Origin of the sequence: Pseudomonas sp. NPDC086251, assembly GCF_044746405.1 — a bacterium.
In the GTDB taxonomy this organism is placed as follows: Bacteria; Pseudomonadota; Gammaproteobacteria; order Pseudomonadales; family Pseudomonadaceae; genus Aquipseudomonas.
Map to the genome: position 1 here is coordinate 1,877 of NZ_JBIVBY010000037.1, position 20,791 is coordinate 22,667.

22 protein-coding genes and 1 pseudogene are annotated in these 20,791 nt (G+C 60.0%); 11 read left to right on the top strand and 12 right to left on the bottom strand.

The window, feature by feature from the left end; translation table 11 throughout:
* Window positions 1–236: 236 nt before the first annotated feature.
* The gene (locus ACIPL2_RS29745) at window positions 237–1,322 is read left to right on the top strand and encodes a DUF1615 domain-containing protein (protein WP_401362819.1); all 1,086 of its coding nucleotides are present in this window, start codon (window positions 237–239) and stop codon (window positions 1,320–1,322) included.
* A gap of 82 nt (window positions 1,323–1,404) precedes the next feature.
* Here ACIPL2_RS29745 and ACIPL2_RS29750 read toward each other — a convergent pair.
* Window positions 1,405–1,723 (bottom strand): annotated as a pseudogene (locus ACIPL2_RS29750) (phage infection protein); the annotation flags it as partial.
* Here ACIPL2_RS29750 and ACIPL2_RS29755 point away from each other — a divergent pair.
* Window positions 1,712–1,915 carry a hypothetical protein gene (locus ACIPL2_RS29755; protein ID WP_401362821.1) on the top strand — a complete coding sequence of 68 codons (204 nt, stop codon included), beginning with the start codon at window positions 1,712–1,714 and terminating at the stop codon, window positions 1,913–1,915. The pseudogene ACIPL2_RS29750 and the gene ACIPL2_RS29755 sit on opposite strands and share 12 nt — an antisense overlap.
* Window positions 1,916–1,982: 67 nt before the next feature.
* Window positions 1,983–2,606, top strand: a complete 624-nt coding sequence (locus tag ACIPL2_RS29760; RefSeq protein ID WP_401362824.1) for a glutathione S-transferase — start codon at window positions 1,983–1,985, stop codon at window positions 2,604–2,606.
* 40 nt (window positions 2,607–2,646) lie between these two features.
* Here the strand turns inward: ACIPL2_RS29760 and ACIPL2_RS29765 are convergent, their stop codons facing one another.
* Window positions 2,647–3,087: a CBS domain-containing protein gene (locus ACIPL2_RS29765; RefSeq protein WP_401362827.1), complete on the bottom strand. Its 441-nt coding sequence runs from the start codon at window positions 3,085–3,087 to the stop codon at window positions 2,647–2,649.
* Between the two features lie 355 nt (window positions 3,088–3,442).
* Between ACIPL2_RS29765 and ACIPL2_RS29770 the strand changes: the two genes are divergently transcribed.
* On the top strand, window positions 3,443–5,803 hold the full coding sequence (locus tag ACIPL2_RS29770; protein ID WP_401362830.1) for a DNA polymerase II: 2,361 nt from the start codon (window positions 3,443–3,445) through the stop codon (window positions 5,801–5,803).
* Here the strand turns inward: ACIPL2_RS29770 and ACIPL2_RS29775 are convergent.
* Window positions 5,768–6,238, bottom strand: a complete 471-nt coding sequence (locus ACIPL2_RS29775) for a DUF1810 domain-containing protein (protein ID WP_401362833.1) — start codon at window positions 6,236–6,238, stop codon at window positions 5,768–5,770. The genes ACIPL2_RS29770 and ACIPL2_RS29775 overlap by 36 nt on opposite strands.
* A 28-nt stretch (window positions 6,239–6,266) precedes the next feature.
* Window positions 6,267–7,088, bottom strand: a complete 822-nt coding sequence (locus ACIPL2_RS29780) for an aldo/keto reductase (RefSeq protein WP_401362836.1) — start codon at window positions 7,086–7,088, stop codon at window positions 6,267–6,269.
* A 345-nt stretch (window positions 7,089–7,433) separates the two neighbouring features.
* Here ACIPL2_RS29780 and ACIPL2_RS29785 point away from each other — a divergent pair, with 345 nt between their 5' ends.
* The 3 genes from ACIPL2_RS29785 to ACIPL2_RS29795 all read left to right on the top strand — a co-directional run bounded on the left by ACIPL2_RS29785 (window position 7,434) and on the right by ACIPL2_RS29795 (window position 9,385).
* Window positions 7,434–8,183, top strand: coding sequence for a hypothetical protein (locus ACIPL2_RS29785; protein WP_401362839.1), 750 nt, complete (start codon window positions 7,434–7,436; stop codon window positions 8,181–8,183).
* A 313-nt stretch (window positions 8,184–8,496) separates the two neighbouring features.
* Entirely contained in the window at window positions 8,497–9,282 is a 786-nt protein-coding gene (locus ACIPL2_RS29790) for a sulfite exporter TauE/SafE family protein (protein WP_401362842.1), read from the top strand.
* Window positions 9,283–9,286: 4 nt separating this feature from the next.
* Window positions 9,287–9,385: an ATP-binding protein gene (locus tag ACIPL2_RS29795; protein ID WP_401362845.1), complete on the top strand. Its 99-nt coding sequence runs from the start codon at window positions 9,287–9,289 to the stop codon at window positions 9,383–9,385.
* On the opposite strand, the gene ACIPL2_RS29800 is transcribed toward ACIPL2_RS29795, so the two are convergent.
* Entirely contained in the window at window positions 9,382–9,750 is a 369-nt protein-coding gene (locus ACIPL2_RS29800; protein WP_401362848.1) for a VOC family protein, read from the bottom strand. The two genes, ACIPL2_RS29795 and ACIPL2_RS29800, sit on opposite strands and share 4 nt — an antisense overlap.
* A gap of 195 nt (window positions 9,751–9,945) precedes the next feature.
* On the opposite strand from ACIPL2_RS29800, the gene ACIPL2_RS29805 reads away from it, so the two are divergent.
* Window positions 9,946–10,494, top strand: a complete 549-nt coding sequence (locus ACIPL2_RS29805) for a DUF4174 domain-containing protein (RefSeq protein ID WP_401362851.1) — start codon at window positions 9,946–9,948, stop codon at window positions 10,492–10,494.
* A gap of 49 nt (window positions 10,495–10,543) precedes the next feature.
* Here the strand turns inward: ACIPL2_RS29805 and ampC are convergent, their stop codons facing one another.
* The 3 genes from ampC to ACIPL2_RS29820 form a co-directional block, all read right to left on the bottom strand.
* Window positions 10,544–11,701, bottom strand: a complete 1,158-nt coding sequence (ampC, locus tag ACIPL2_RS29810) for a class C beta-lactamase (RefSeq protein WP_401362969.1) — start codon at window positions 11,699–11,701, stop codon at window positions 10,544–10,546.
* A gap of 384 nt (window positions 11,702–12,085) precedes the next feature.
* Window positions 12,086–13,429, bottom strand: a complete 1,344-nt coding sequence (gene gudD / locus ACIPL2_RS29815; protein WP_401362854.1) for a glucarate dehydratase — start codon at window positions 13,427–13,429, stop codon at window positions 12,086–12,088.
* Between the two features lie 24 nt (window positions 13,430–13,453).
* Complete coding sequence (locus ACIPL2_RS29820; RefSeq protein ID WP_401362972.1) at window positions 13,454–14,779, bottom strand: MFS transporter; 1,326 nt, start codon at window positions 14,777–14,779, stop codon at window positions 13,454–13,456.
* A 302-nt stretch (window positions 14,780–15,081) separates the two neighbouring features.
* Here ACIPL2_RS29820 and ACIPL2_RS29825 point away from each other — a divergent pair, with 302 nt between their 5' ends.
* Window positions 15,082–15,795 carry a FadR/GntR family transcriptional regulator gene (locus tag ACIPL2_RS29825; RefSeq protein ID WP_401362856.1) on the top strand — a complete coding sequence of 238 codons (714 nt, stop codon included), beginning with the start codon at window positions 15,082–15,084 and terminating at the stop codon, window positions 15,793–15,795.
* A gap of 487 nt (window positions 15,796–16,282) precedes the next feature.
* Here the strand turns inward: ACIPL2_RS29825 and ACIPL2_RS29830 are convergent, their stop codons facing one another.
* On the bottom strand, window positions 16,283–17,191 hold the full coding sequence (locus ACIPL2_RS29830; RefSeq protein WP_401362859.1) for a DMT family transporter: 909 nt from the start codon (window positions 17,189–17,191) through the stop codon (window positions 16,283–16,285).
* A 97-nt stretch (window positions 17,192–17,288) separates the two neighbouring features.
* On the opposite strand from ACIPL2_RS29830, the gene ACIPL2_RS29835 reads away from it, so the two are divergent.
* Window positions 17,289–18,152, top strand: a complete 864-nt coding sequence (locus ACIPL2_RS29835; protein WP_401362862.1) for a LysR family transcriptional regulator — start codon at window positions 17,289–17,291, stop codon at window positions 18,150–18,152.
* Between the two features lie 340 nt (window positions 18,153–18,492).
* The gene (locus tag ACIPL2_RS29840) at window positions 18,493–19,563 is read left to right on the top strand and encodes an AI-2E family transporter (protein WP_401362865.1); all 1,071 of its coding nucleotides are present in this window, start codon (window positions 18,493–18,495) and stop codon (window positions 19,561–19,563) included.
* Here the strand turns inward: ACIPL2_RS29840 and ACIPL2_RS29845 are convergent.
* The 3 genes from ACIPL2_RS29845 to ACIPL2_RS29855 form a co-directional block, all read right to left on the bottom strand.
* Window positions 19,560–19,742 carry a hypothetical protein gene (locus ACIPL2_RS29845; RefSeq protein WP_401362868.1) on the bottom strand — a complete coding sequence of 61 codons (183 nt, stop codon included), beginning with the start codon at window positions 19,740–19,742 and terminating at the stop codon, window positions 19,560–19,562. The genes ACIPL2_RS29840 and ACIPL2_RS29845 overlap by 4 nt on opposite strands.
* Window positions 19,743–19,853: 111 nt before the next feature.
* Window positions 19,854–20,048: a hypothetical protein gene (locus tag ACIPL2_RS29850; RefSeq protein WP_003179723.1), complete on the bottom strand. Its 195-nt coding sequence runs from the start codon at window positions 20,046–20,048 to the stop codon at window positions 19,854–19,856.
* A gap of 236 nt (window positions 20,049–20,284) precedes the next feature.
* The gene (locus ACIPL2_RS29855) at window positions 20,285–20,665 is read right to left on the bottom strand and encodes a hypothetical protein (RefSeq protein WP_401362872.1); all 381 of its coding nucleotides are present in this window, start codon (window positions 20,663–20,665) and stop codon (window positions 20,285–20,287) included.
* Window positions 20,666–20,791: the final 126 nt, after the last annotated feature.

The following is a 20,791-nucleotide window of genomic DNA, read 5'->3' on the forward strand; positions in this document are numbered from 1 at the left end:
CGTTCGGCTGCGCAGCAGTCGTAAAACCTGAATGCGCGGTCTGTCTGAAACACCGCATCGCCTGATTTCACGACTGCTGCGCAGCCGAACGCAGCCTCGCAAGCTCGACAGCTGCTACGGAGCCGAACGCAGGCCGATCGGGAGTGTGTGGAACAGTCGACGACGGCCGCAGTCATAGCCTGCGCCATGCCATTGGTCGTATGGTTAACCTGGCTCAACGGAATTGATGGAGCACCATGCAAGCCAATCGATTGATCATGAGTATCGCGGCGCTGCTGATTCTGGCGGGTTGCGGGACTCAGCGCACGCAACAACCTCCGGCGCGCAAGCCCGCCGAGGTCAAGGCCGAAATCGTGCGCCTGCTGCCGGCCAAAACTGTCGACCGCCAAGGCTGGGCCACGGACATCTACGCAGCTTTTGCCGCCCAAAATATTTACCCTTCTACGCAAAACCTGTGCTCGGTACTGGCAGTCGCCGAGCAGGAATCGACCTTCCAGGTGGACCCGCCAGTGCCGGGCCTGGGCAAGATCGCCCGTGAGGAGATCGACCGCCGCGCCGCCAAGGCGCATATTCCCGGCCTGCTGGTGAGCGGCGCGTTGCAAGTGAGTTCATCCAACGGCAAAAGCTACAGCGACCGCTTGAATGCCGCGCGCAGCGAAAAAGAGCTGAGCGCGATTTTCGATGACTTCATCGGCATGGTGCCCATGGGCCGGACCCTGTTCGGTGGTTTCAACCCGGTTCATACCGGTGGCCCGATGCAGGTCAGCATCGATTTCGCCGAGGAACAGGCAAAGCAGTATCCGTACCCGGTGCAGGGCTCGATCCGGCATGAGGTGTTCACGCGCCGTGGCGGGATGTATTTCGGCATTGCCCACTTGCTCGGTTACCCCGTGAGCTACCAGCAACCGCTTTACCGCTTCGCCGATTTCAATGCCGGTTGGTACGCCAGTCGCAACGCGGCGTTTCAGAACGCCGTGAGTCGTGCTTCCGGAATACCGCTGGCGCTGGACGGTGATTTGGTTCGCTACGATTCCATCATGCCCGGCACCACGGAACTGGCAGTGCGCACCCTCGGCAAGCAACTGGGCATGCGCAATCCGACCATCCGGGACCAACTGGAGGAGGGCAAAAGCCTCGCGTTCGAGGACACCCAACTGTATGAGCGGGTTTTCGCCCTGGCGGAAAAGGCCGAAGGCCGGTCACTGCCGCGTGCGGTGTTGCCGGGGATCGTGTTGGAGAGTCCGAAAATCACCCGAAAACTCACCACAGCATGGTTCGCCAAACGGGTTGATGAACGTTACAAGCGATGCATGGCGCGCTGAGTGAGCCGAAAAAAAACCACAAAAAAACCCGGCTGATCAGGCCGGGTTTTTCGTTATGTGCGGAGGCGAAGCCATTGACTCATGCGGCGCGGCTTTCGATCAGACGATCCGAGCCACCTTCGGCAACGCGGTTTTCGATCAGGCGGTCGGAACCACCTTCAGCGACGCGGCTTTCGATCAGACGATCCGAACCACCTTCAGCCACGCGTTTTTCGATCAGACGATCCGAACCACCTTCCGCCACGCGGTTCTCGATCAGACGATCCGAACCACCTTCAGCCACGACTTTCAATCAGTCGATCCGAGCCGCCTTCAGCGACAACCGGGTGAGTCGAGGTCGCGGCGAACGCGTTAACTGCAAAAACCGAGAAAGCGATGCTGAGGAGGGTTTGGCGTTTCATGATCGTGTGCTCCGGGGTGTAGTTGTTTGGTATGGAGCTGATGTTACGCCGTGGATTTTTTATGAGAACTTCATTGACGTGATGGTGAACATCGACAGCATTGATGAGGTGAGCGACATGCCTATCGCGGGCGTGATGGTGCGGTCGACGGGTGGCAGCGGTGCGGTCGATGGTGGCTTCTACACTCAATAGCCTGATGTCGCAGGTTGAGATCTGTTGATCGACCGCTCAAACAACACCGAATCTCGAGGACGAGTTTATGTACCAGCTCTACGGACACAAAAACTCCGGCGCCGCGGCCATTGAAGCGGCACTGGAGCTTTGCGAGATTCCTTATCGCTTCATTGATGTCGAGACCTCCCCGGAGGCGGCCAAGGCCCTGGAAAAGCTCAATCCACTCAAGCAGATTCCAACGCTGCAAAAGCCCGACGGAGGCGTTCTCACCGAAAGTGCGGCGATCCTGATTCACCTGGGACTGATGTTCCCCAAGTCGAACTTGCTGCCGGAAGACGTCGCCGAGCGCGATCAAGTCATCCGGGGAATGGTGTACATCGTCAGCAATTGCTATGCGGCCATCGGCATCATCGATTACCCCGAACGCTGGTTGGCCAAGGCGGATCAGTCGTCCAGGGAAAACCTCATGGCCGGTACCCGCCAGCGACTGCATTGGAGCTGGGAGGTGTTTGCCGATCAGTTTTCCGGGGATTTATACCTGGGCGATGAAACCCCGGGTGCGCTGGATGTGCTGGCGGCGGTGGTGACGCGCTGGGAAGGCAGTCGGGAGTACCTGCGCCATGCCCGACCCGGTTTTTTCGCCTGGCTGACACGAATCGACCGCCACCCGACATTGGCCCCGGTCTTCGCCCGGCATTGGCCCTCCTGAGCACCGCCGCTCCCACATTTTAATTTGTGGTGTTTCGCAATCACTCGCCGCGGATGTACTGCTCCAACTGCCGGATCAGCTCAGCCTGTTCGGCGATGGCTTCCTTGACCAGGTCGCCAATCGACAGCAAACCGATCAACTGGCCGTTTTCCACCACCGGCAGGTGGCGCAGGCGCTTGTCGGACATGATGCCCATGCAGGTTTCGACGGTTTGATGGGTGTCCACGGTAATCACCGGCGAGACCATGATGTCTTCCACCGGTGTGCCGACGGAAGAGCGGCCCTTGAGCACCAGTTTGCGCGCATAGTCACGCTCGCTGATGATGCCGACGACTTCGCCATTTTTCACGACCGGCAATGCTCCGACGTTTTTCGCGGCCATGACCATCAACGCTTCCAGCACCATTTGATGAGGCGCAATGATGTGGACTGCATGATTTTGTTCAGCCTTGAGCTTCAGCAATTGGGCGACGGTTTTCATGGTGGCTTCTCGGGTGTTGTCGTTATCCTTGAAGAATCGTAGACCTGAGCCCGAAGGGCAAGGTAGAAAGCGGCAGATAACGCGCAAAAAACGTCATTCGGCGGTTTTTCTTCGGAAACCTCGCCCATCCAGTCAACAAACACCTGCCCTCCGACGGGGGTACCGAACCCCTGTGGGAGCGAGCCTGCTCGCGATAGCTGTGTGTCATTCAATACAGGAGTCGACTGAGCCACCGCCTTCGCGAGCAGGCTCGCTTCCACAGGTTCTACCTCTGCCTGACATGCCTGAGCCAGGCGGGCTATCCCCCGCAATGACGGGTAGAATTGCAGCCAGAATCAAATTTGAGGTTGCAGTGGTGGATTTACAGCAGGGCTTCGTCCTGACCCGGCATTGGCGCGATACCCCGGCCGGTACGGAAGTCGAGTTTTGGCTGGCGACCGATAGCGGTCCCCGACGAATCCGCCTGCCTTATCAACCCTCGGTGGCGTTCATCCCGGCAGCGCAGCGCGAGCAGGCCGAGGTGCTGTTGCGGGGCGAGAAAAACGTCGAACTGAAACCGTTGGCCCTTGAGGATTTCGAGCACCGCCCGGTGCTCGGCCTGTATTGCCAGCAACACGGTCAGTTGATGCGCCTGGAAACCGCACTGCGCAGGGCCGGCGTCGATATGTTCGAAGCCGACGTGCGCCCGCCGGAACGCTACATGATGGAACGCTTCATCACCGCGCCGGTGATCTTTGGCGGCACGCTGAATGCCGAAGGCCTGCTGCTCGACGCGCAAATGAAACCCGATCCCGCCTACCGTCCCAAGCTCAGGCTGGTGTCGCTGGACATCGAAACCACCGCGCAGGGCGAGTTGTATTCCATCGCCCTGGAAGGCTGCGGCGAGCGTCAGGTCTACATGCTCGGCCCGCCCAATGGCGATGACCGCGAGGTGGATTTCCAGCTTGAATACTGCGACTCCCGAACCCTGCTGCTGAAAAAGCTCAACGAATGGTTCGCCCGGCACGACCCTGACGCGATCATTGGCTGGAACGTTGTGCAGTTCGACCTGCGCGTCCTTCACGAACACGCCCGGCGCCTCGGGGTGCCGCTGAAACTGGGGCGCGGCGGCGAAGAAATGCAGTGGCGCGAACACGGCAGCCGCAACCATTACTTTGCCGCCGCCGCGGGCCGGCTGATCATCGACGGCATCGAATCCCTGCGTTCGGCCACCTGGAGCTTCCCGTCATTCAGCCTGGAAAACGTCGCGCAAACCCTGCTCGGCGAAGGCAAGTCGATCGACAACCCGTACCAGCGCATGGACGAAATCAATCGCATGTTTGCCGAGGACAAACCGGCGCTGGCCAAATACAACCTCAAGGACTGCGAACTGGTCACGCGGATTTTCGCCAAGACCGAACTGCTGACCTTCCTGCTGGAGCGGGCCAGCGTTACCGGTTTGCCCGCGGACCGCAGCGGCGGCTCGGTGGCGGCGTTCACGCACCTCTACATGCCACTGATGCACCGCCAGGGTTTCGTCGCGCCCAATCTCGGCGGCAAGCCCGCTCAAGCCAGCCCCGGCGGGTTTGTCATGGACTCGCAACCGGGGCTGTACGAATCGGTGCTGGTGCTTGACTACAAAAGCCTTTATCCATCGATTATCCGCACCTTCCTCATCGACCCGGTGGGTCTGATCGAGGGACTCAAGCATCCCGATGACAGCGAATCGGTGCCCGGTTTTCGCGGCGCACGTTTTTCCAGAACCCGGCATTGCCTGCCGGCCATCGTCGCCCGAGTCGCCGAAGGCCGGGAAACCGCCAAACGCGAACATAACGCACCGCTGTCCCAGGCGCTGAAGATCATCATGAACGCCTTCTACGGCGTGCTCGGTTCCAGCGGTTGCCGCTTCTTCGATACGCGCCTGGCGTCGTCGATTACCTTGCGCGGCCACGAGATCATGCTGCGCACCCGACAGTTGATTGAAGCCCAGGGCCACACGGTGATTTACGGCGACACCGACTCGACCTTCGTCTGGCTGCGCCGTGCCCACGGTCAGGAAGAGGCGGCGAAGATCGGTCACGCGCTGGTGGATCACGTCAACCAGTGGTGGCGTGAGCATGTGCAGGAGGAATATGGCCTGGTGAGTGCGCTGGAGTTGCAGTTCGAAACCCACTACAAACGTTTCCTGATGCCGACCATTCGCGGCGCCGAGGAGGGCAGCAAGAAGCGTTATGCCGGGCTGGTCACCCGCGCCGATGGCAGCGACGAGATGGTCTACAAAGGTCTGGAAACCGTGCGCACCGACTGGTCGCCGCTGGCCCGGCAATTCCAGCAGGAGCTGTACCTGCGCATCTTCAATCGCCAGCCGTATCAGGATTACGTGCGTGACTACGTACGCAAAACCCTGGCCGGTGAGTTCGACGACCGGCTGATCTACCGCAAGCGCCTGCGCCGCACCCTCAATGACTATGAACGCAACGTGCCGCCTCATGTGCGGGCGGCGCGGATTGCTGACGAGTACAACGACCAGCAGGGCCGGCCGCGGCAATACCAGAACGGTGGCTGGATCAGTTACGTGATCACCGTCGCCGGGCCCGAGCCGCTGGAGATCCGCAGCGCGCCCATCGATTACGACCACTACGTGACACGGCAACTGCAACCAGTGGCGGACGCGATCCTGCCGTTCGTGGACGACGACTTTTCAACCTTGATTGGTGGGCAACTGGGCCTGTTTTGAGTCCAGCAGCGACAGCGTCCAGTCATCCAGAATGCCGTGGAAGTACTTGTTCAAGGCTTGATGAAAGAGACTGTCATCGCCCGCGACCTGGGCGAACAACGTCATCGAGGAATGAAATTTGAGGTTGTCGGGGTGGCCGAATATGGCGGCAATCGAGCTCTTTTCAATGTTCAGCACCAGCTGCGTGCAGGTGCGCAGTCGTGAGCCCAGGAGCGGATGATTCAGATACGCCGTGGCTTCCTCGGCGGAACGAATGGCAAAGTGGCGCGACATTTCGCTGCCCCCCAACCCTGCAAGCTGCGGAAAGATGAACCACATCCAGTGACTGCGCTTGTGACCTGCACCCAGTTCGTCCTGAACCCGTTTGAACACCGGGTCCTGCGCCTGGATAAAGCGTTGCAGATTGAATGAATCAAGCGGATCGGTGCTTCTCATGCCGAAGCCTCTGACAGACCGCGATGGCTCAGACCATGGCCAACCGCTGCTTTCGATGTGGCGCGTGAAAAGCCTGGTCCAGCGCCTCCAGATCCCCAGCGTCCAGATGCAACTGCGCCGCTTGCGCATTGAGCCTCACATGCTCGGGTCCGACCGCTTTGGGGATGGCGATCACTCCTTCCTGACGAAGAATCCATGCCAGCGATACCTGGGCAGGCGTCACGCCGTGACGGTTGGCCACCTGCTTAAGTGTTGAATTGACCAGCATATTCCCACCCTGGCCGATCGGACAGTAGGCCATCAAGGGCAACCGATGCTGTTGGCACCAGGGCAGCAGATCGAATTCGATGCCGCGCTCTTCCAGGTTGTAGAGCACCTGGTTGGTAGCGCAGGCTGGTGAGTCCAGTTCGTGCAAGTCGTCGAGGTCGAAATTGGACACGCCCCAACGGCCGATCTTGCCTTGTTCCCGCAGGCGCTCAAAGGCTTCGACCGTTTCCGCCAAGGGATACTGGCCGCGCCAATGCAACAGGTATAAATCAATGAAATCGCTGCCGAGCCGCCGCAGGCTGCGCTCGCAGGCCTGGGGGATGCCTTGGCGGCTGGCGTTATGCGGGTAGACCTTGCTGACCAGAAAGACCTGGTCGCGCAGGCCGGCGATGGCTTCACCCACCACTTCCTCGGCGCCGCCTTCGCCGTACATTTCGGCGGTGTCGATCAGGGTCATGCCCAACTCGATGCCCTGGCGCAGCGCTGCGACTTCCCGGGTTCGCAGGGAGGCATCCTCACCCATGCGCCAAGTGCCTTGTCCGATGACCGGTACGTCGACGCCGGCTAATTGAAGCGTGCGCATGCAAACCTCCTTTTTTGACATTCAATTAATACATCAGTTGGCAGCAAAATCGCCCAGTGGTTCCGTGGACCTGTAGCAGCTGTCGAGCCTGCGAGGCTGCGTTCGAGGACGATGTCCTCGCAAAACCTGCGTACCGGGTTTGCCTGACACACCGCGTTGCCTGAATTTACGACTGCTGCGCAGCCGAACGCAGCCTCGTACCTCGACAGCTGCTACGAGGATTGTGCGAAGCCAGGTTTTTGTTGAACGGACCGTCGGCACTGCACTTTTTCGGGATTGGCGGTTCTATCCTTGGCCAGCCTGCGGCGATCCCCACCGCAAGCCCATGCCCAAGTTCAAGAACCCATGGCTCGAGTTTTACCCTTTGTTACACTGAAAATCCGCCGCAACAGCCTGCTGTTGGCCTGCTTGTCGATGTGCTTCGCCACGGGGTGCAGCCAGCAGCAGGGCAGCGACATCGTCAATCAGTTTCGCGAGGGCAAACCCCAGGAATTCCTCCAGACCAGCGTCGACCGCATGGCGACCCTGACGATGCGCGATAACCTCGACAGCCTGTATTTGCTGATGAGCAAGCTCTACCTGCGCAACCCCGACGAGTTGAAAAAATCCGGGTTCCTCGACGCCCGCACTGCTGAAAAACAAGTGCGCATGACCATCGAACAGCAACAACCGCTGCCGACGCTCGGAGGCAAAAAAGACCTGGCGGCGCTCAGTTATGCCATGAGTCCGCAGTTCCTCGGCGACCGGGTCGGGGCCTTCATCTATGCCATCGGGAGCATGCTGGTCACCGCTCACGGCAACCGTCTGGAGTTCTACATGACGGATGCGATCAACCCAACCTTCGTCAGCAACGCCGCGCGCAACATCGAGAAAGCCACCTGGATCCTCAGCCAACGGCAAAGCAAAAGCGGCGAGCCGTTGTTGTTCTCCAACGAAATCTCGGAGGAGGGCAGCAACCTGAGTTTTGCCGTGGAGTTCGGCAAAATTGTGGCGCGCCTGGATTTGCTGACGCAGATGCTCGATGAGCGCTACCGCCGGATCGGCCTGAACTACGCGCAAAGCCTGCTGTTCCTGAATTTCCTGCCCGTGCAGTAATCCCCTGTACAACCGGTCCCGTAGCGCCTGTCGAGCCTGCGAGGCTGCATTCGGCTCTGTAGCAGCTGTCGAGCTTGCGAGGCTGCGTTCGGCTGCGCAGCAGTCGTAAAACCTGAGGACACGGTCTATCTGATGCACCACATCGCCTGATTTCGCGACTGCTGCGCAGCCGAACGCAGCCTCGCAGGCTCGACAGCTGCTACATGAGATAAGCGTTTACGGAATAACGATAGTTCGCATTGATATAAGTGGTTATAAGAAAAATCGCTATGCTGCGGGCCAGTTTTTTCATGCGTTTTTTGTGGGCGTGTTAATGGATTTCGTTAACTTCGGTTTGGTGGTTGCAGGTTTGGTGGTGGGTTTCATCGTCGGCATGACCGGCGTGGGCGGCGGCTCGCTGATGACGCCGATCCTCCTGTGGTTCGGCATCAACCCCGCGACGGCGGTGGGTACGGACTTGCTGTACGCGGCGATTACCAAATCCAGCGGCGTGCTGGTTCACAGAAAGAACAAGAACATCGATTGGGCGATTACCGGTTGGCTGACCCTCGGCAGCGTGCCGGCGGTTGCCATGACGCTGTGGTTCCTCAGCACATTGCACACGTCCCCTGATGCCATGAACGCCGTGATCAAACAGGCCCTGGGCTTCGTGCTGTTTGCCACGGCACTGGCGATTTTCTTCAAGAGACGCCTGCTCGATTTCGCCCACAAACGGGCCGGTGGCAGCTACAACCCCAGCGGCTCGCGACTCAATGCGCTCACGGTCATCACCGGCCTGGTGCTTGGCACGATGGTCGCGCTGACCTCCATCGGCGCTGGCGCCCTCGGCACCGTGGCGTTGTTCATCCTCTATCCGCTGCTGCCGACCCGGCGCCTGGTCGGCACGGAAATCGCCCACGCCGTACCGCTGACCCTGGTCGCCGGTCTCGGCCACGCCAGCATGGGCAACATGGACTGGCAGGTGCTGGGCTACTTGCTGGTCGGTTCGCTGCCGGGAATTTACCTGGGCAGTCATTTGACCGGCCGGATCTCCGATGAAGTACTGCGTCCTTGCCTGGCCACGATGCTGGTGCTGATCGGGTACAAACTGGCGTTCTGATTCCGTGGGCCTGGGGTTGTACATTTGCCGCAGCATCGTCCAGGCCCATGGCGGTGAACTCTGGGCCGAGAGCGAACCGGCGTTGGCCGTGGTCGCTGCTTAGGCTCGGGTCAGAATCTCCAGCAGGTGGCCGTCCGGGTCATCGAAGTAGACCCGTCGGCCACCGCCATAATCGTTGATCTCATTCGGTCGCTGCTTGCCGGGGTCGGCCCACCAGGGCTGCTGTCGCGCTTGCAGGCGGGCGAAGGCGGCATCGAAATCCTCGTCACCGATCAAAAACGCATAGTGTTGCGAGGCAATCGGCGGGTCGTTGTCGTAGAAATCCAGCGACACACCGTTGTCGAACTTGACGACCAGCATCGGGCCGAAGGGTTCGGGGCGGGGCAGGCCGAGGATGTCGGCCAGATAGTTGGCCGACGTCTGCTTGTCGCGGCACCAGACGATGGTGTGGTTCAGCTGAGCGCTCATGGCATGATCCTCATAGCGCGATCCTCACGGTGGATCAGGTGTCTCGTTTTCAGTGATGAGATTAGCCCAGCCTGTTGCGCAATGACCGCCCTGACCTAAGCTTGGGGCAAGGCGAGAGACAATTTGCGGTGCGTCACCCGGAACGAACGCCGCGATGCGCAATCATTAGAGCGTGGATATCAAAAGGAGATGCGCATGCTCATCAGGTCATTGACCCTGGCTACCCTGCTGACTGTCGCCGGCCCCTTGTTCGCCGCCGATGGCGACTCACCGCTGGACATGGACAAGGGCAGGGCCCGGCCGCTGATCGTCATCGCGCCGAGCACAGTCGATCCGACGTGGGTCAGCCTGAAAAAATCGCTGGATGAGCCGGCCAACCGCAAGGGTTTCACTGATCGCAACATGGTGCTGTACACGGTGCTCAATCTGATGGGGCAGCGCGAAGGCAAAGACCTCGGGCCACAAGACACGGCGGCGTTGATCCGCTCGCTCAAGTTGGGAGCCGGGGCGAAGAGCAAGGTGATTCTGGTTGGCAAGGACGGGGAGAAAAAGCTTGAAGAGTCGGGGGCGGTCGAGCTGAAGGCGATTTTCGATGCCGTCGACCAACTGCCGGCGTCCGAGAAAGAAGCTGCGGTGCCGACGCCGCCACCGGTTGAGGAAGCTGCACCGGCCAAGGGTGTCAAAGGCACAAAGCCGGGCAAACCCGCCAAGCCTGCCAAACCTCCAGAAATGCCGGATGATTGAACCCCCGCAGCTGCCGATGCCGTACGTTCGCCCGTAGCAGTTGTTTTGGCTATTGGGCCAGGGCGTTCAGTATTGTATGAGCGATTTTGACTCGGTCCGGGATTGGGTAGTTTTTGTTGGCCAGGATCACGATGCCGATGTCTTTCGAGGGCACGTACGCGATATACGCACCGAAGCCACCCGTCGAGCCGGTTTTGTTGATCAGCGCGTTTTCCGGTTGCGCTCGAGGCGGGTTCAGCCACTGGACGGTGTGCGCTTCCATGGCCATTGGCGTCGAGTTGCCAGCGAGTAATTTTTCGAGGGTGATCGGATAGTTGTAAAGCTCCCAACCCAGGCCCTGAGTCATGTCGCCGACCGTGTAATAGCCGGTGTGAGTCGTGGCGATGGCTTGCTGCAGAGGTTTTTCCAGTCCCTCGGGTTTCATGTTCGCCTCAACATACCGGATCAGGTCCGCCGCGCTGGTTTTCACCCCATATGCCTCTGAGTCCAGTGCTCCCGGCGTGACACGCACCGGTTGGTCTTGCTTGTTGTAGCCCTGCGCGTACAGCTCCATCTGGTCCTGCGGCACTTTGAGGTAGGTGTGCTTCAACCCGAGTTTCGGCAGCAGGGTGTTTGCCATCACGTCATCAAACGGAGCGCCCAGGGTGTGCGCCGCGAGGTATCCGAACAATCCAATGCTTGGGTTCGAATACAGCCGATGGCTGCCAGCGGCGTAGGTCGGTTTCCACTGTTTGAAATAGCCGAGCATCTTGTCCGGCGCGTCGGCTTCGCTGGGGAATTGCAGCGGCAGGCCGCCGGCGCTGTAGGTACCGAGTTGCAGCACGCTGATGGTGTCGAACGCGCTGCCACGAAATTCAGGAAGAATATGGCTGGCCTTGTCTGACAGGGAAATTTTGCCGCTGGCCTGGGCATAGGCGGCGAGGGTGGCAGTGAAGGTTTTGCTCACCGAGCCGATCTCGAACAGGGTGTTTTCGGTGACGGCGTTGCCGTATTCTTTCGAGGCCACGCCGTAGTTGAAGTAATGCGGCTTTCCGTCGACGGTCACGGCCACGGCGATACCGGGAACGGCCTGGGCTTGCATGACCGGTCGTACGGCGGCATTCACCACCGTCTCGATGTTATCCAGCGCAAAACAAGGGGCTGTGGCGAACAATGCCAAACCCATCGCCAGGATTTTTGGTCTGGCAACGCCGGGAAGGGTTTTCATCGATTTGTGAGAGTTCATTGCGTTGGCCGCTGATTTCAGAGCGGTTATTAAAACCCGTCCCTGGTGATCAGGCCAAATTTCTGTGGGAGCTAGCCTGCTAGCGATGGCTGTCTGTCAGTCACGAAGATGTTGACTGACACGACGCCATCGCCAGCAGGCTGGCTCCCACAGGGGACATGCGGTGTGGCTGGGTTATTCGATGAACATCAAATCACCTTCTGCTCACGGGCCTCAAAGCCACCACGCAGTAACGGCCCACCCCAAAACCCACTGTGGGAGCGGGCTTGCTCGCGAACGCGGCCTCTCAGTCACGTTGATGCAAGATGTGCCGCCGTCTTCGCGAGCAAGCTCTGCTCCTACAGGGTTGTGGTGTTTTTCGGAGTGTTAGCGCACCAGGCATGGCCGCTTGTTATCGAACGTCCACCCGGGAATCAAAAACTGCATCGCCACGCTGTCATCCCGTGCGCCCAATCCCATGCCTTTGTACAGCTCATGGGCCTTGGCCAGTTGATCCATGTCCAGTTCGACCCCCAGCCCGGGTTTCTTCGGCACCTGCACGCAGCCGCCGACGATTTGCAGTGGCGCCTTGGTCAGGCGCTGGCCGTCCTGCCAGATCCAGTGGGTGTCGATGGCGGTGATTTCACCCGGCGCGGCGGCCGCGACGTGGGTGAACATCGCCAGGGAAATATCGAAGTGGTTGTTGGAATGCGAGCCCCAGGTCAGGCCCCACTCGTGGCACATCTGCGCCACGCGGACCGAGCCCTGCATCGTCCAGAAATGCGGGTCGGCCAGCGGAATGTCGACTGATTGCAACTGGATTGCGTGGCCCATTTCCCGCCAGTCGGTGGCGATCATATTGGTCGCGGTTTTCAGGCCCGTGGCGCGGCGAAACTCGGCCATGACTTCGCGGCCCGAGTAACCGTTTTCTGCGCCACACGGGTCCTCGGCATAGGCCAGCACACGGTGTTGATCGCGGCACAAACGGATGGCTTCTTTCAGCGACCACGCGCCATTCGGATCAAGGGTGATGCGCGCATCAGGGAAGCGTTCGGCCAGGGCGGTGACGGCTTCGATTTCTTCGTCGCCACTGAGCACGCCGCCCTTGAGTTTGAAGTCCTTGAAGCCGTAACGGGCGTGCGCGGCCTCGGCCAGGCGCACCACCGCGTCGGCGGTCATGGCTTTCTCGTGACGCACGCGAAACCAGTCGTTGTCGGCGTCGTGTTCGCTGCGGTAAGCCAGGTCGGTTTCGTTGCGATCGCCGACGTAAAACAGGTAGCCCAGCATCTTCACTTCATCGCGCTGCTGGCCTTCGCCGAGCAGTGCCGCCACGGGCACGTCCAGGTGCTGGCCGAGCAGATCAAGCAGCGCCGCTTCCAGGCCGGTGACCGCGTGAATGGTGATGCGCAGGTCGAACGTCTGCAGGCCACGGCCGCCAGCATCACGGTCGGCGAAGGTCTGGCGCACCTGATTGAGGATCTTCTGATAGGTGCCAATCGGGCTGCCGACCACCAGGCTGCGCGCGTCTTCCAGCGTCTGGCGAATGCGCTCGCCACCCGGTACTTCGCCGACACCGGTGTGCCCGGCGTTGTCCTTGAGGATCACGATATTGCGGGTGAAAAACGGCCCGTGGGCGCCGCTCAGGTTGAGCAACATGCCATCGTGCCCGGCCACCGGAACGACTTGCATGCTGGTGATGATCGGGGCTTTAGCGGCTTCTTGTGGGTTCATGTTCTTGTCCTTTTAAAGCAATGTTCAGGCGTGATTAGGCGCTGGTTGATCCAGTGCAACGGCAGGTGCGGATTTTGGTGTGTTGCGAGCGGCGAAGACGATGATCGCGGCAATGATCGACGTCGCGGCCAAGCCGTACAGCCCGCCCTGAATCGAACCAGTGTGTTCTTCCAGCAGGCCGAAGGTGGTCGGCGCGACGAAGCCGCCGAGGTTGCCCACCGAGTTGATCAAGGCGATCACTCCAGCGGCGATGCGCGCATCCAGGTAAGCCTGGGGAATCGGCCAGAACAGCGACGACGCCGATTTGAAACCCAGCGCCGCGAAGCAGATCGCCACGAACGCGAAGATCGGCCCGCCGGTGGTGGACATGAACATCCCGGCCGCCGCGATCAATAGGGCAGCGGCGACCCAGGCTTGCTGGTGCTTCCATTTGGCCGACAGCGAGGCGAAGGCGTACATGCCGACGATCGACAGCAACCACGGGATCGAGTTGAACAGCCCGACCTGAATGTCACTGAGGTCGCCCATCTTCTTGATGATGCTCGGCAGCCAGAAGGTCGCGGCATAGATGGTCAGTTGGATGAAGAAGTAGATCAGGCAGAACAGGATGATCTGGCGGTCCTTGAGCAGCTTGCTTAAGGACGGTTTGACCGGCGTCGCGGCTTCGCGGGCCAGTTGTTCATCGTCGATGGCCTTGACCAATGCGTCCTGCTCTTCGCGGCTCAGCCACTTGGCGTCGTGGGGTTTGGAGTCAAGCCAGAACCACACAAATACGCACAACCCCACCGAAAACATGCCCTCGATAAAGTACATCCATTGCCAGCCATGCAGGCCAAAGCCGCTGATTTGCAGGAGCAAGCCGGACAACGGGCCGGAAATCAGTGACGCAATCGCCGAGCCGCTGAGGAAGATCGCAATCGCCTTGCCGCGTTCTACGCCGGGCAACCAGCGGGTGAAGTAATAAATCACTCCGGGAAAGAACCCGGCTTCCGCCACGCCCAGCAGAAATCGCAGGATGTAGAAGTGGGTTTCGTTCTGGATGAAGGCCATGCCGGCGGCCACCAGGCCCCAGGTCAGCATGATGCGGGTCAGCCAGATTCGTGCGCCGACTTTTTGCAGGAGGATGTTGGAGGGGACTTCGAACAGCGCGTAACCGATGAAGAACAGGCCGGCGCCGAGGCCGTAGGCGGCAGCGCCAATGCCCAAGTCATGTTCCATGTGGGCGCGGACGAAGCCGATGTTCACGCGGTCAATGTAGTTGACGATGAACATGATGACGAACAGGGGCAGGACGTGCCGTTTCACTTTTGAGATGGCGGACGTCAGGACCGAATTGGCGCCGTCGTGCATCCCGGATAGGGGTGTATTCACTGCGTTATCTCCCACTGATTATTTTTATGCGGGGTGTATCTGGGTGTTACTTGTTGATAGACATCATACAACTAGGTTTTTTCGTCCTGCAAGGGTTGTTGTTCAATAAAATAGAGCTTCTGTGGCGTGTAGTTATTCATTTTGCGGTTGGCTGTTGCAGTTATTGTGGTTTCCATTGCCTCAAATGTTGAGTGTTGTCATACAAGTGGCGGCGGGTTTTCAAGAGATTCCAACCGATCGCAGTGCTACGATCCCGTTAGCCCTGCTTTTGGATGATCGCCATGCAAGAAGACCTCGACGCGCCTGCGCGCAAGCGCACCCACAACCTGGCCCATGACCTGGTCGCCAAACTGACCCAGAGCATCCTGCTCGGGCAGATGTTGCCGGGCGACAAACTGCCGTCGGAGAACTCGATCGTTCAGGAGCACGGAGTCAGTCGCACCGTGGTGCGCGAGGCGATCTCGAAGTTGCAGGCCTCCGGGTTGGTGGAAACCCACCACGGCATCGGCACGTTTGTGATCGAGCGAGCACCGGAGCAGGGCCTGCGACTGAACGTCGATACCGCGCTGGGGGTGCGCAGCATTCTGGAGTTGCGCATGGGCCTCGAAACCCAGGCTGCGGCGCTGGCGGCCATCCGCCGCACGGACCAGCAATTGGCGCAGATGCGCGAAGCGCTCGACGATTATCAAAGCCTGCTGGCCAACAACGACAGCTGCGTCGAGGCCGACAAACGCTTCCACCTGCTGATCGCCGAAGCCACCGGCAATGTGTGCTTCACCGAGATCATGCAGCAACTGGGCAACGCCATGATCCCGCGTACCCGGGTCAACGCGGCGGAGCGAGGATCGGCGGATTTGAGCAAGCTCGGGCAGCTTGCCAACCTTGAGCACGAGGCGATTCTCAACGCCATCAAACGCCAGGATGCCGATGCGGCGCGGGCGGCCATGTGGCTGCACCTGAGTAACAGTCGCGACCGTTTTTCGGCGGATCGCTGACAACCGTTGGTCTTCTCGATAGCACCCCGGTTGCGGGGCCGTTTCCAACGAGTACGGCCCAGATTTGCTGGACCTCATCAGTGAGGTGCGTCATGGCTAACGATTCAATGTTCCAGGGTGGAACGTCCGACATCGATCCCACCAGACCGATCCCCGGTACGGAGGAGGTGCCTCCGGACAACGATACGCCGCCCGGCCGGGATCCTTCGCTGGACCCGGCCAGCGCAGACTCGGACCCACCTGAAGACTGGATGGACCCGGGAGCGAAAGAGGACGTGCCTCCGGCGGATGAACCAACACCGCTGTCCGATGACAGGCGATAAACAGAACCCGGCCTACGTGCCGGGTTTTTTGTACACGACGGTGTACCGCGTCATCGTTCTTCGCGAGCAAGCCCGCTCCCACATTCGATCTCCAGTGTTCACAAAACCAATGTGGGAGCGGGCTTGCTCGCGAAGACGCCAGACGCCACACCACAAATCAATGATCAGACCCTGGCAATCCCAACCACCCCACGCCGCTCCAGATTCAACGCCAACACACTCACCAACACCACCAGCCCACCCACGACAATCATCAACGTCGGCCGCTCACCCAGCGCAAAAGACGCAATCGCCATCGCCGTCGGTGGCACCAGATACAAGGTCATCGTCGCGCGGCTCAGGTCCACATGAGCCAACACATAGGCCCAGGCCAGATACGCCAGGGCGCTGGGAAACACGCCTAACGAAACCACCGCCAACTGCACATGAACCGGCGCACGGAGCACCTGATCCACCAGGCCAGGCAGGTAAATCAACAGCAGCGCCGTCCCGGCCCACACGGTGTAGCAGACCAGCGTCAGCCCGTCGTAGCGCCGGGCATGATGCTTTTGCAGTGCAAAGTAAAAACTCCAGGACAACGCCGCCAACAGAATCAACAAGCCGTGCGCGTCAATGCTCCCCAGTCCGTGATCGCCGGCCACCACGATGACCACGCCGATCAACCCGAGCAACACACAACCCCAGCGCCATAGGCTCACCCGGTCCTTGAACACGAAGCGCGCCAGCAGCGTGCTGAACAGCGGGGTGGTTTGTGCCAACACACTGGAGGCTCCGGCGCTGACACCTTGCTGGCCGAAATTGATCGCCACGTGGTGCAGGCTCACCGCAAAAAAACCGAGGGCGAACATCAGCGGCAGGTCACGAAGCGTTGGCAGGTGGATACCTCGGAACAGGGCGACCACGGCCATGAACACCGAGGCCAGCAGAAACCGCAGCAGCGCCAGGTGAACAGGGTCGTAGGCCTGCAAGCCGATGTGGATGCCGGTCGGGGAATAACCCCAGCAGGCGACGACAAACGCCATGGCCAGGATGATTTTGACCGGAGAGTGGGAGGCGGTTGTGAGCGCTTGCATGGTCGGGCACCTGTGGGGGATAGGCACCGAGTATCAGAATTCAGACTGTTCGCTACAACTGACTTATACTGCGCTAACTGTTCACTTTAGGTGATGTATGGAGCTGGCTCAGTTACGCATGTTCAAGACCGTCGCCGACGTCGGCAGCATCGCCCGGGCGGCCGAGCTGTTGCATTGCGTGCCGTCGAACATCACGGCACGGATCAAGTCCCTGGAGGCGGAGCTGGGTGTCGCGCTGTTTCTGCGCGAAGGTCGCGGGTTGCGCATCAGCCCGTCGGGGCAGACCTTTCTGGTGTACGCCTCAAGGATTCTCGCCCTGACGGCTGAAGCGAAACGCGCGGTGGATCCGTCGGCCGAGCCGTCCGGGCCGTTGCGCATTGGCGCCATCGAATCGTCCGCGACCGGTCGCTTGCCGCGCTTGCTGGCGAAATTCCACAAACGCTTCCCGGCGGTTGCGCTGGAGCTGACCACCGGCACCTGGGGGCAATTGCTCGATGACACGGTCAATCACCGGCTCGACGGCGCGATCGTCGCGGTAGATGTCGAGCGCTCGCAGCTCAAGCGCACGCCGATGTACCGCGAGGAGTTGCTGCTGATTGCCTCGACATCGATGGGGCCGGTGCGTGATATCGCCGATTTGCAGGACAAGACCGTGTTCATGTGGCCCCAAGGTTGTCCTTATCGGGCGGCGCTGGAGCATTGGCTGTTGCGCCAGGGGCAGGCGCTGCCGATTGTCAGCCTGGCCAGTTACGGGGCGATTGTCGGGTGTGTCAGCGCTGGCGCCGGCGTCGCGTTGGTGCCCAAAGGCGTCTTCGATCAATACGCCAAGGGCGCCGGTTGCGTGGGGTATGAATTCCCCGAGCTGACGGCCATCGACAACCTGTTTTACTGGCATGAAAACGCCGGGGTGCACCCGGCGCGAGAAGCGTTTGTGGCGATGTTGCGCGAGGAATTTGCGTGACCCTGTAGGAGCTGGCTTGCCAGCGAAGGCGGACTCAGCGGCAATGTAAACCTCAGGGGCCTCTTCGCTGGCAAGCCAGCTCCTACAGATTCGCGGTGTTTTAGAGATAGCGGTGTTCGTCGACTACACCGGCGGGGGCGAGCAGCTCAGGAGTGGAGAGGGGTGTGGCAAAGGTCATGGCGGTGTCGATCGCAAAAGCCGCCGAGAGTAAGCGGCTTGCCGCCGGGGTTCATTGATCTGGATCTATGCTTGATGAACAAACGGATGGCACTCGCGCGAACCGTGGCGGACTAAGCATCAGGACGCGCGATAGCGTCTGGCGGACTGACATGGATCGGACATGAACGAAGAGACAGAAAAGACAGTACAAAACAAATCGCTGGTGATTTTGCTGGGGCTGGTCACCGCCGCGTTCATCTGGATTTTGCTGCCGTTCTACGGTGCGGTGTTCTGGGCGGTGATCCTCGGCATCCTCTTCGCGCCCCTGCAGCGTCGGGTGCAATTGAGGTTTGGCTGGCAACGCAACCTGACGTCACTGCTGACCCTGAGCATCTGCCTGGTCATCGCCATTTTACCGGTGATCATCCTCAGTATCCTGCTGGTTCAAGAGGGGGCCACAGTGTACAAGAGCATCGAAAGCGGCGAACTGGATATCGCGGGGTATGTCACGCATTTCAAGCACAGCCTGCCTCCGTACTTTCAGCACATGCTCGACCGGGCCGGGGTCGGCGAGCTGGACGGGCTGCGCGAGAAAATCATCAAGAGTGCGGTGACGGGCAATGAGTTCATCGCCACTCAGGCCTTCAGTTTCGGCCAGGGCACGTTCGATTTCGTGGTGGGGTTCTTCATCATGCTCTACCTGCTGTTCTTCTTTTTGCGCGACGGTGCCGAGCTGGCGCGCAAGGTCCGCGCTGCCGTGCCGCTGGAGGAGCACCAGAAACGCCGTTTGCAACTCAAGTTCAATCGGGTGGTGCGGGCCACGGTGAAGGGCAACCTGCTGGTGGCGATCACCCAAGGCGCCTTGGGCGGTTTGATTTTCTGGTTTCTGGACATCCCCAGCGCGTTGCTCTGGGCGGTGTTGATGGCGTTTCTGTCGCTGTTGCCAGCGGTGGGGGCGGGGATTGTCTGGGCGCCGGTGGCGGCGTTTTTTCTGTTCACCGGGGCGATCTGGCAGGGCGTGGTGCTGGGGTTGTTCGGGGTGTTCGTGATCGGCCTGGTGGATAACGTGCTGCGCCCGATTCTGGTGGGCAAGGATACGAAGATGCCGGACTACCTGATCCTCATCTCGACCCTGGGCGGCCTGGCGATCTTCGGCCTCAATGGCTTTGTGATCGGGCCGCTGATCGCCGCGCTGTTCATGTCGAGCTGGGCGATCTTCATCGAAACCAAGCCACGGGTTCAGCTGCCTTAGGCGCTGAGCTGGCCCTGGCCGACCTTTTGCGACAGCGCCTGGGCGGCCGGCAACGAGGTGAGCGGGCCGCTGATCGGTTCGCCGTCCTGCACCAGGTACCAACAGGCGAGCAATCCTAGCTCTCTGAGCGGTGCGGGAACGGCGCTGCCGATAACGGACATGATCTGAACCTGGGACATAAGTACCTCCATCAATCTATGGAGCTACCTTACGGACCCGGCGCTGGAACGGACAATCAACGCTTTCGATAGTGGTCATTGACGCCAGCGGTACAAACGACCGGCTGTCGGTCAGTCGACCACCAGATCCAGCATATGGACCACTTCCTGCTCGTTGAGCAAGCCTTTGCGCACCAGGTTTTCCGCCAGCAGCGAGAGAAACTTGGCGCTGCGATGGCCTTCCAGGTGCTTGAGTTCGGTCAGGGCGTTGTACACCTTGCTGGAAGTGCACAAGCCGACAATGCGGTGCGGGTTTTGCGTGGGCATAAGGTCGTCCTTGTTATTATCAACCTGTTGTTTACGGACAGATCCAAGCTTGCGGACCTGTCATGACATAAATATGACCGTTTTCCCCAAAGCGGGGGAAGAGTGCTCGAACCCATCTTGCCAACTTACGCCGCCAAGACTGTCCCGACAGCGACCTTGACGCGATTTTTTCAGACCCGCGCCGACGAACGGCCATAAAAAAGGCCCCGCTATTAAGGCGGGGCCTGATGAAACTGTTACCAGCGGCCATAACCATGGGGAGGGCCGTAATAGCCGCGCGGTGGACCGTAGTAACCACGTGGCGGACCGTAATAAACCGGTGGCGGCGCGTAGTAGACCGGTTGTTGCACGTAGACCGGGGCCGGCTGGTAGTAAACCGGTGGCGGTTGTTGCACGTAAACCGGTTGCGGCTGGACGTAAACCGGTTGCGGTTGCTGTACATACACCGGCCGGTTGCTGTTAATCAGGGCCGATCCGACGATGGCCGTGCCGACAATCGCGCCAAATACCGCCGGTCCTTCCCAACCGTGACCGCCGTGGCCACCGCCAGCTTCTGCCTGGCCAGCGACAGCGAGCACACCGATCAGCAAGGCTACTGTGGGGATTTTACGGATCATGATAATTCCTCGGTTCTTCGACCCGGCGCTTGCGTCTGCAATAGACCCAAGGATTGTCGCGGGGATACATCTAAGACAGCGTTTTTTGGAAAATCAGCACAGCCGTTGGGTAAATTTTGTGTAAGG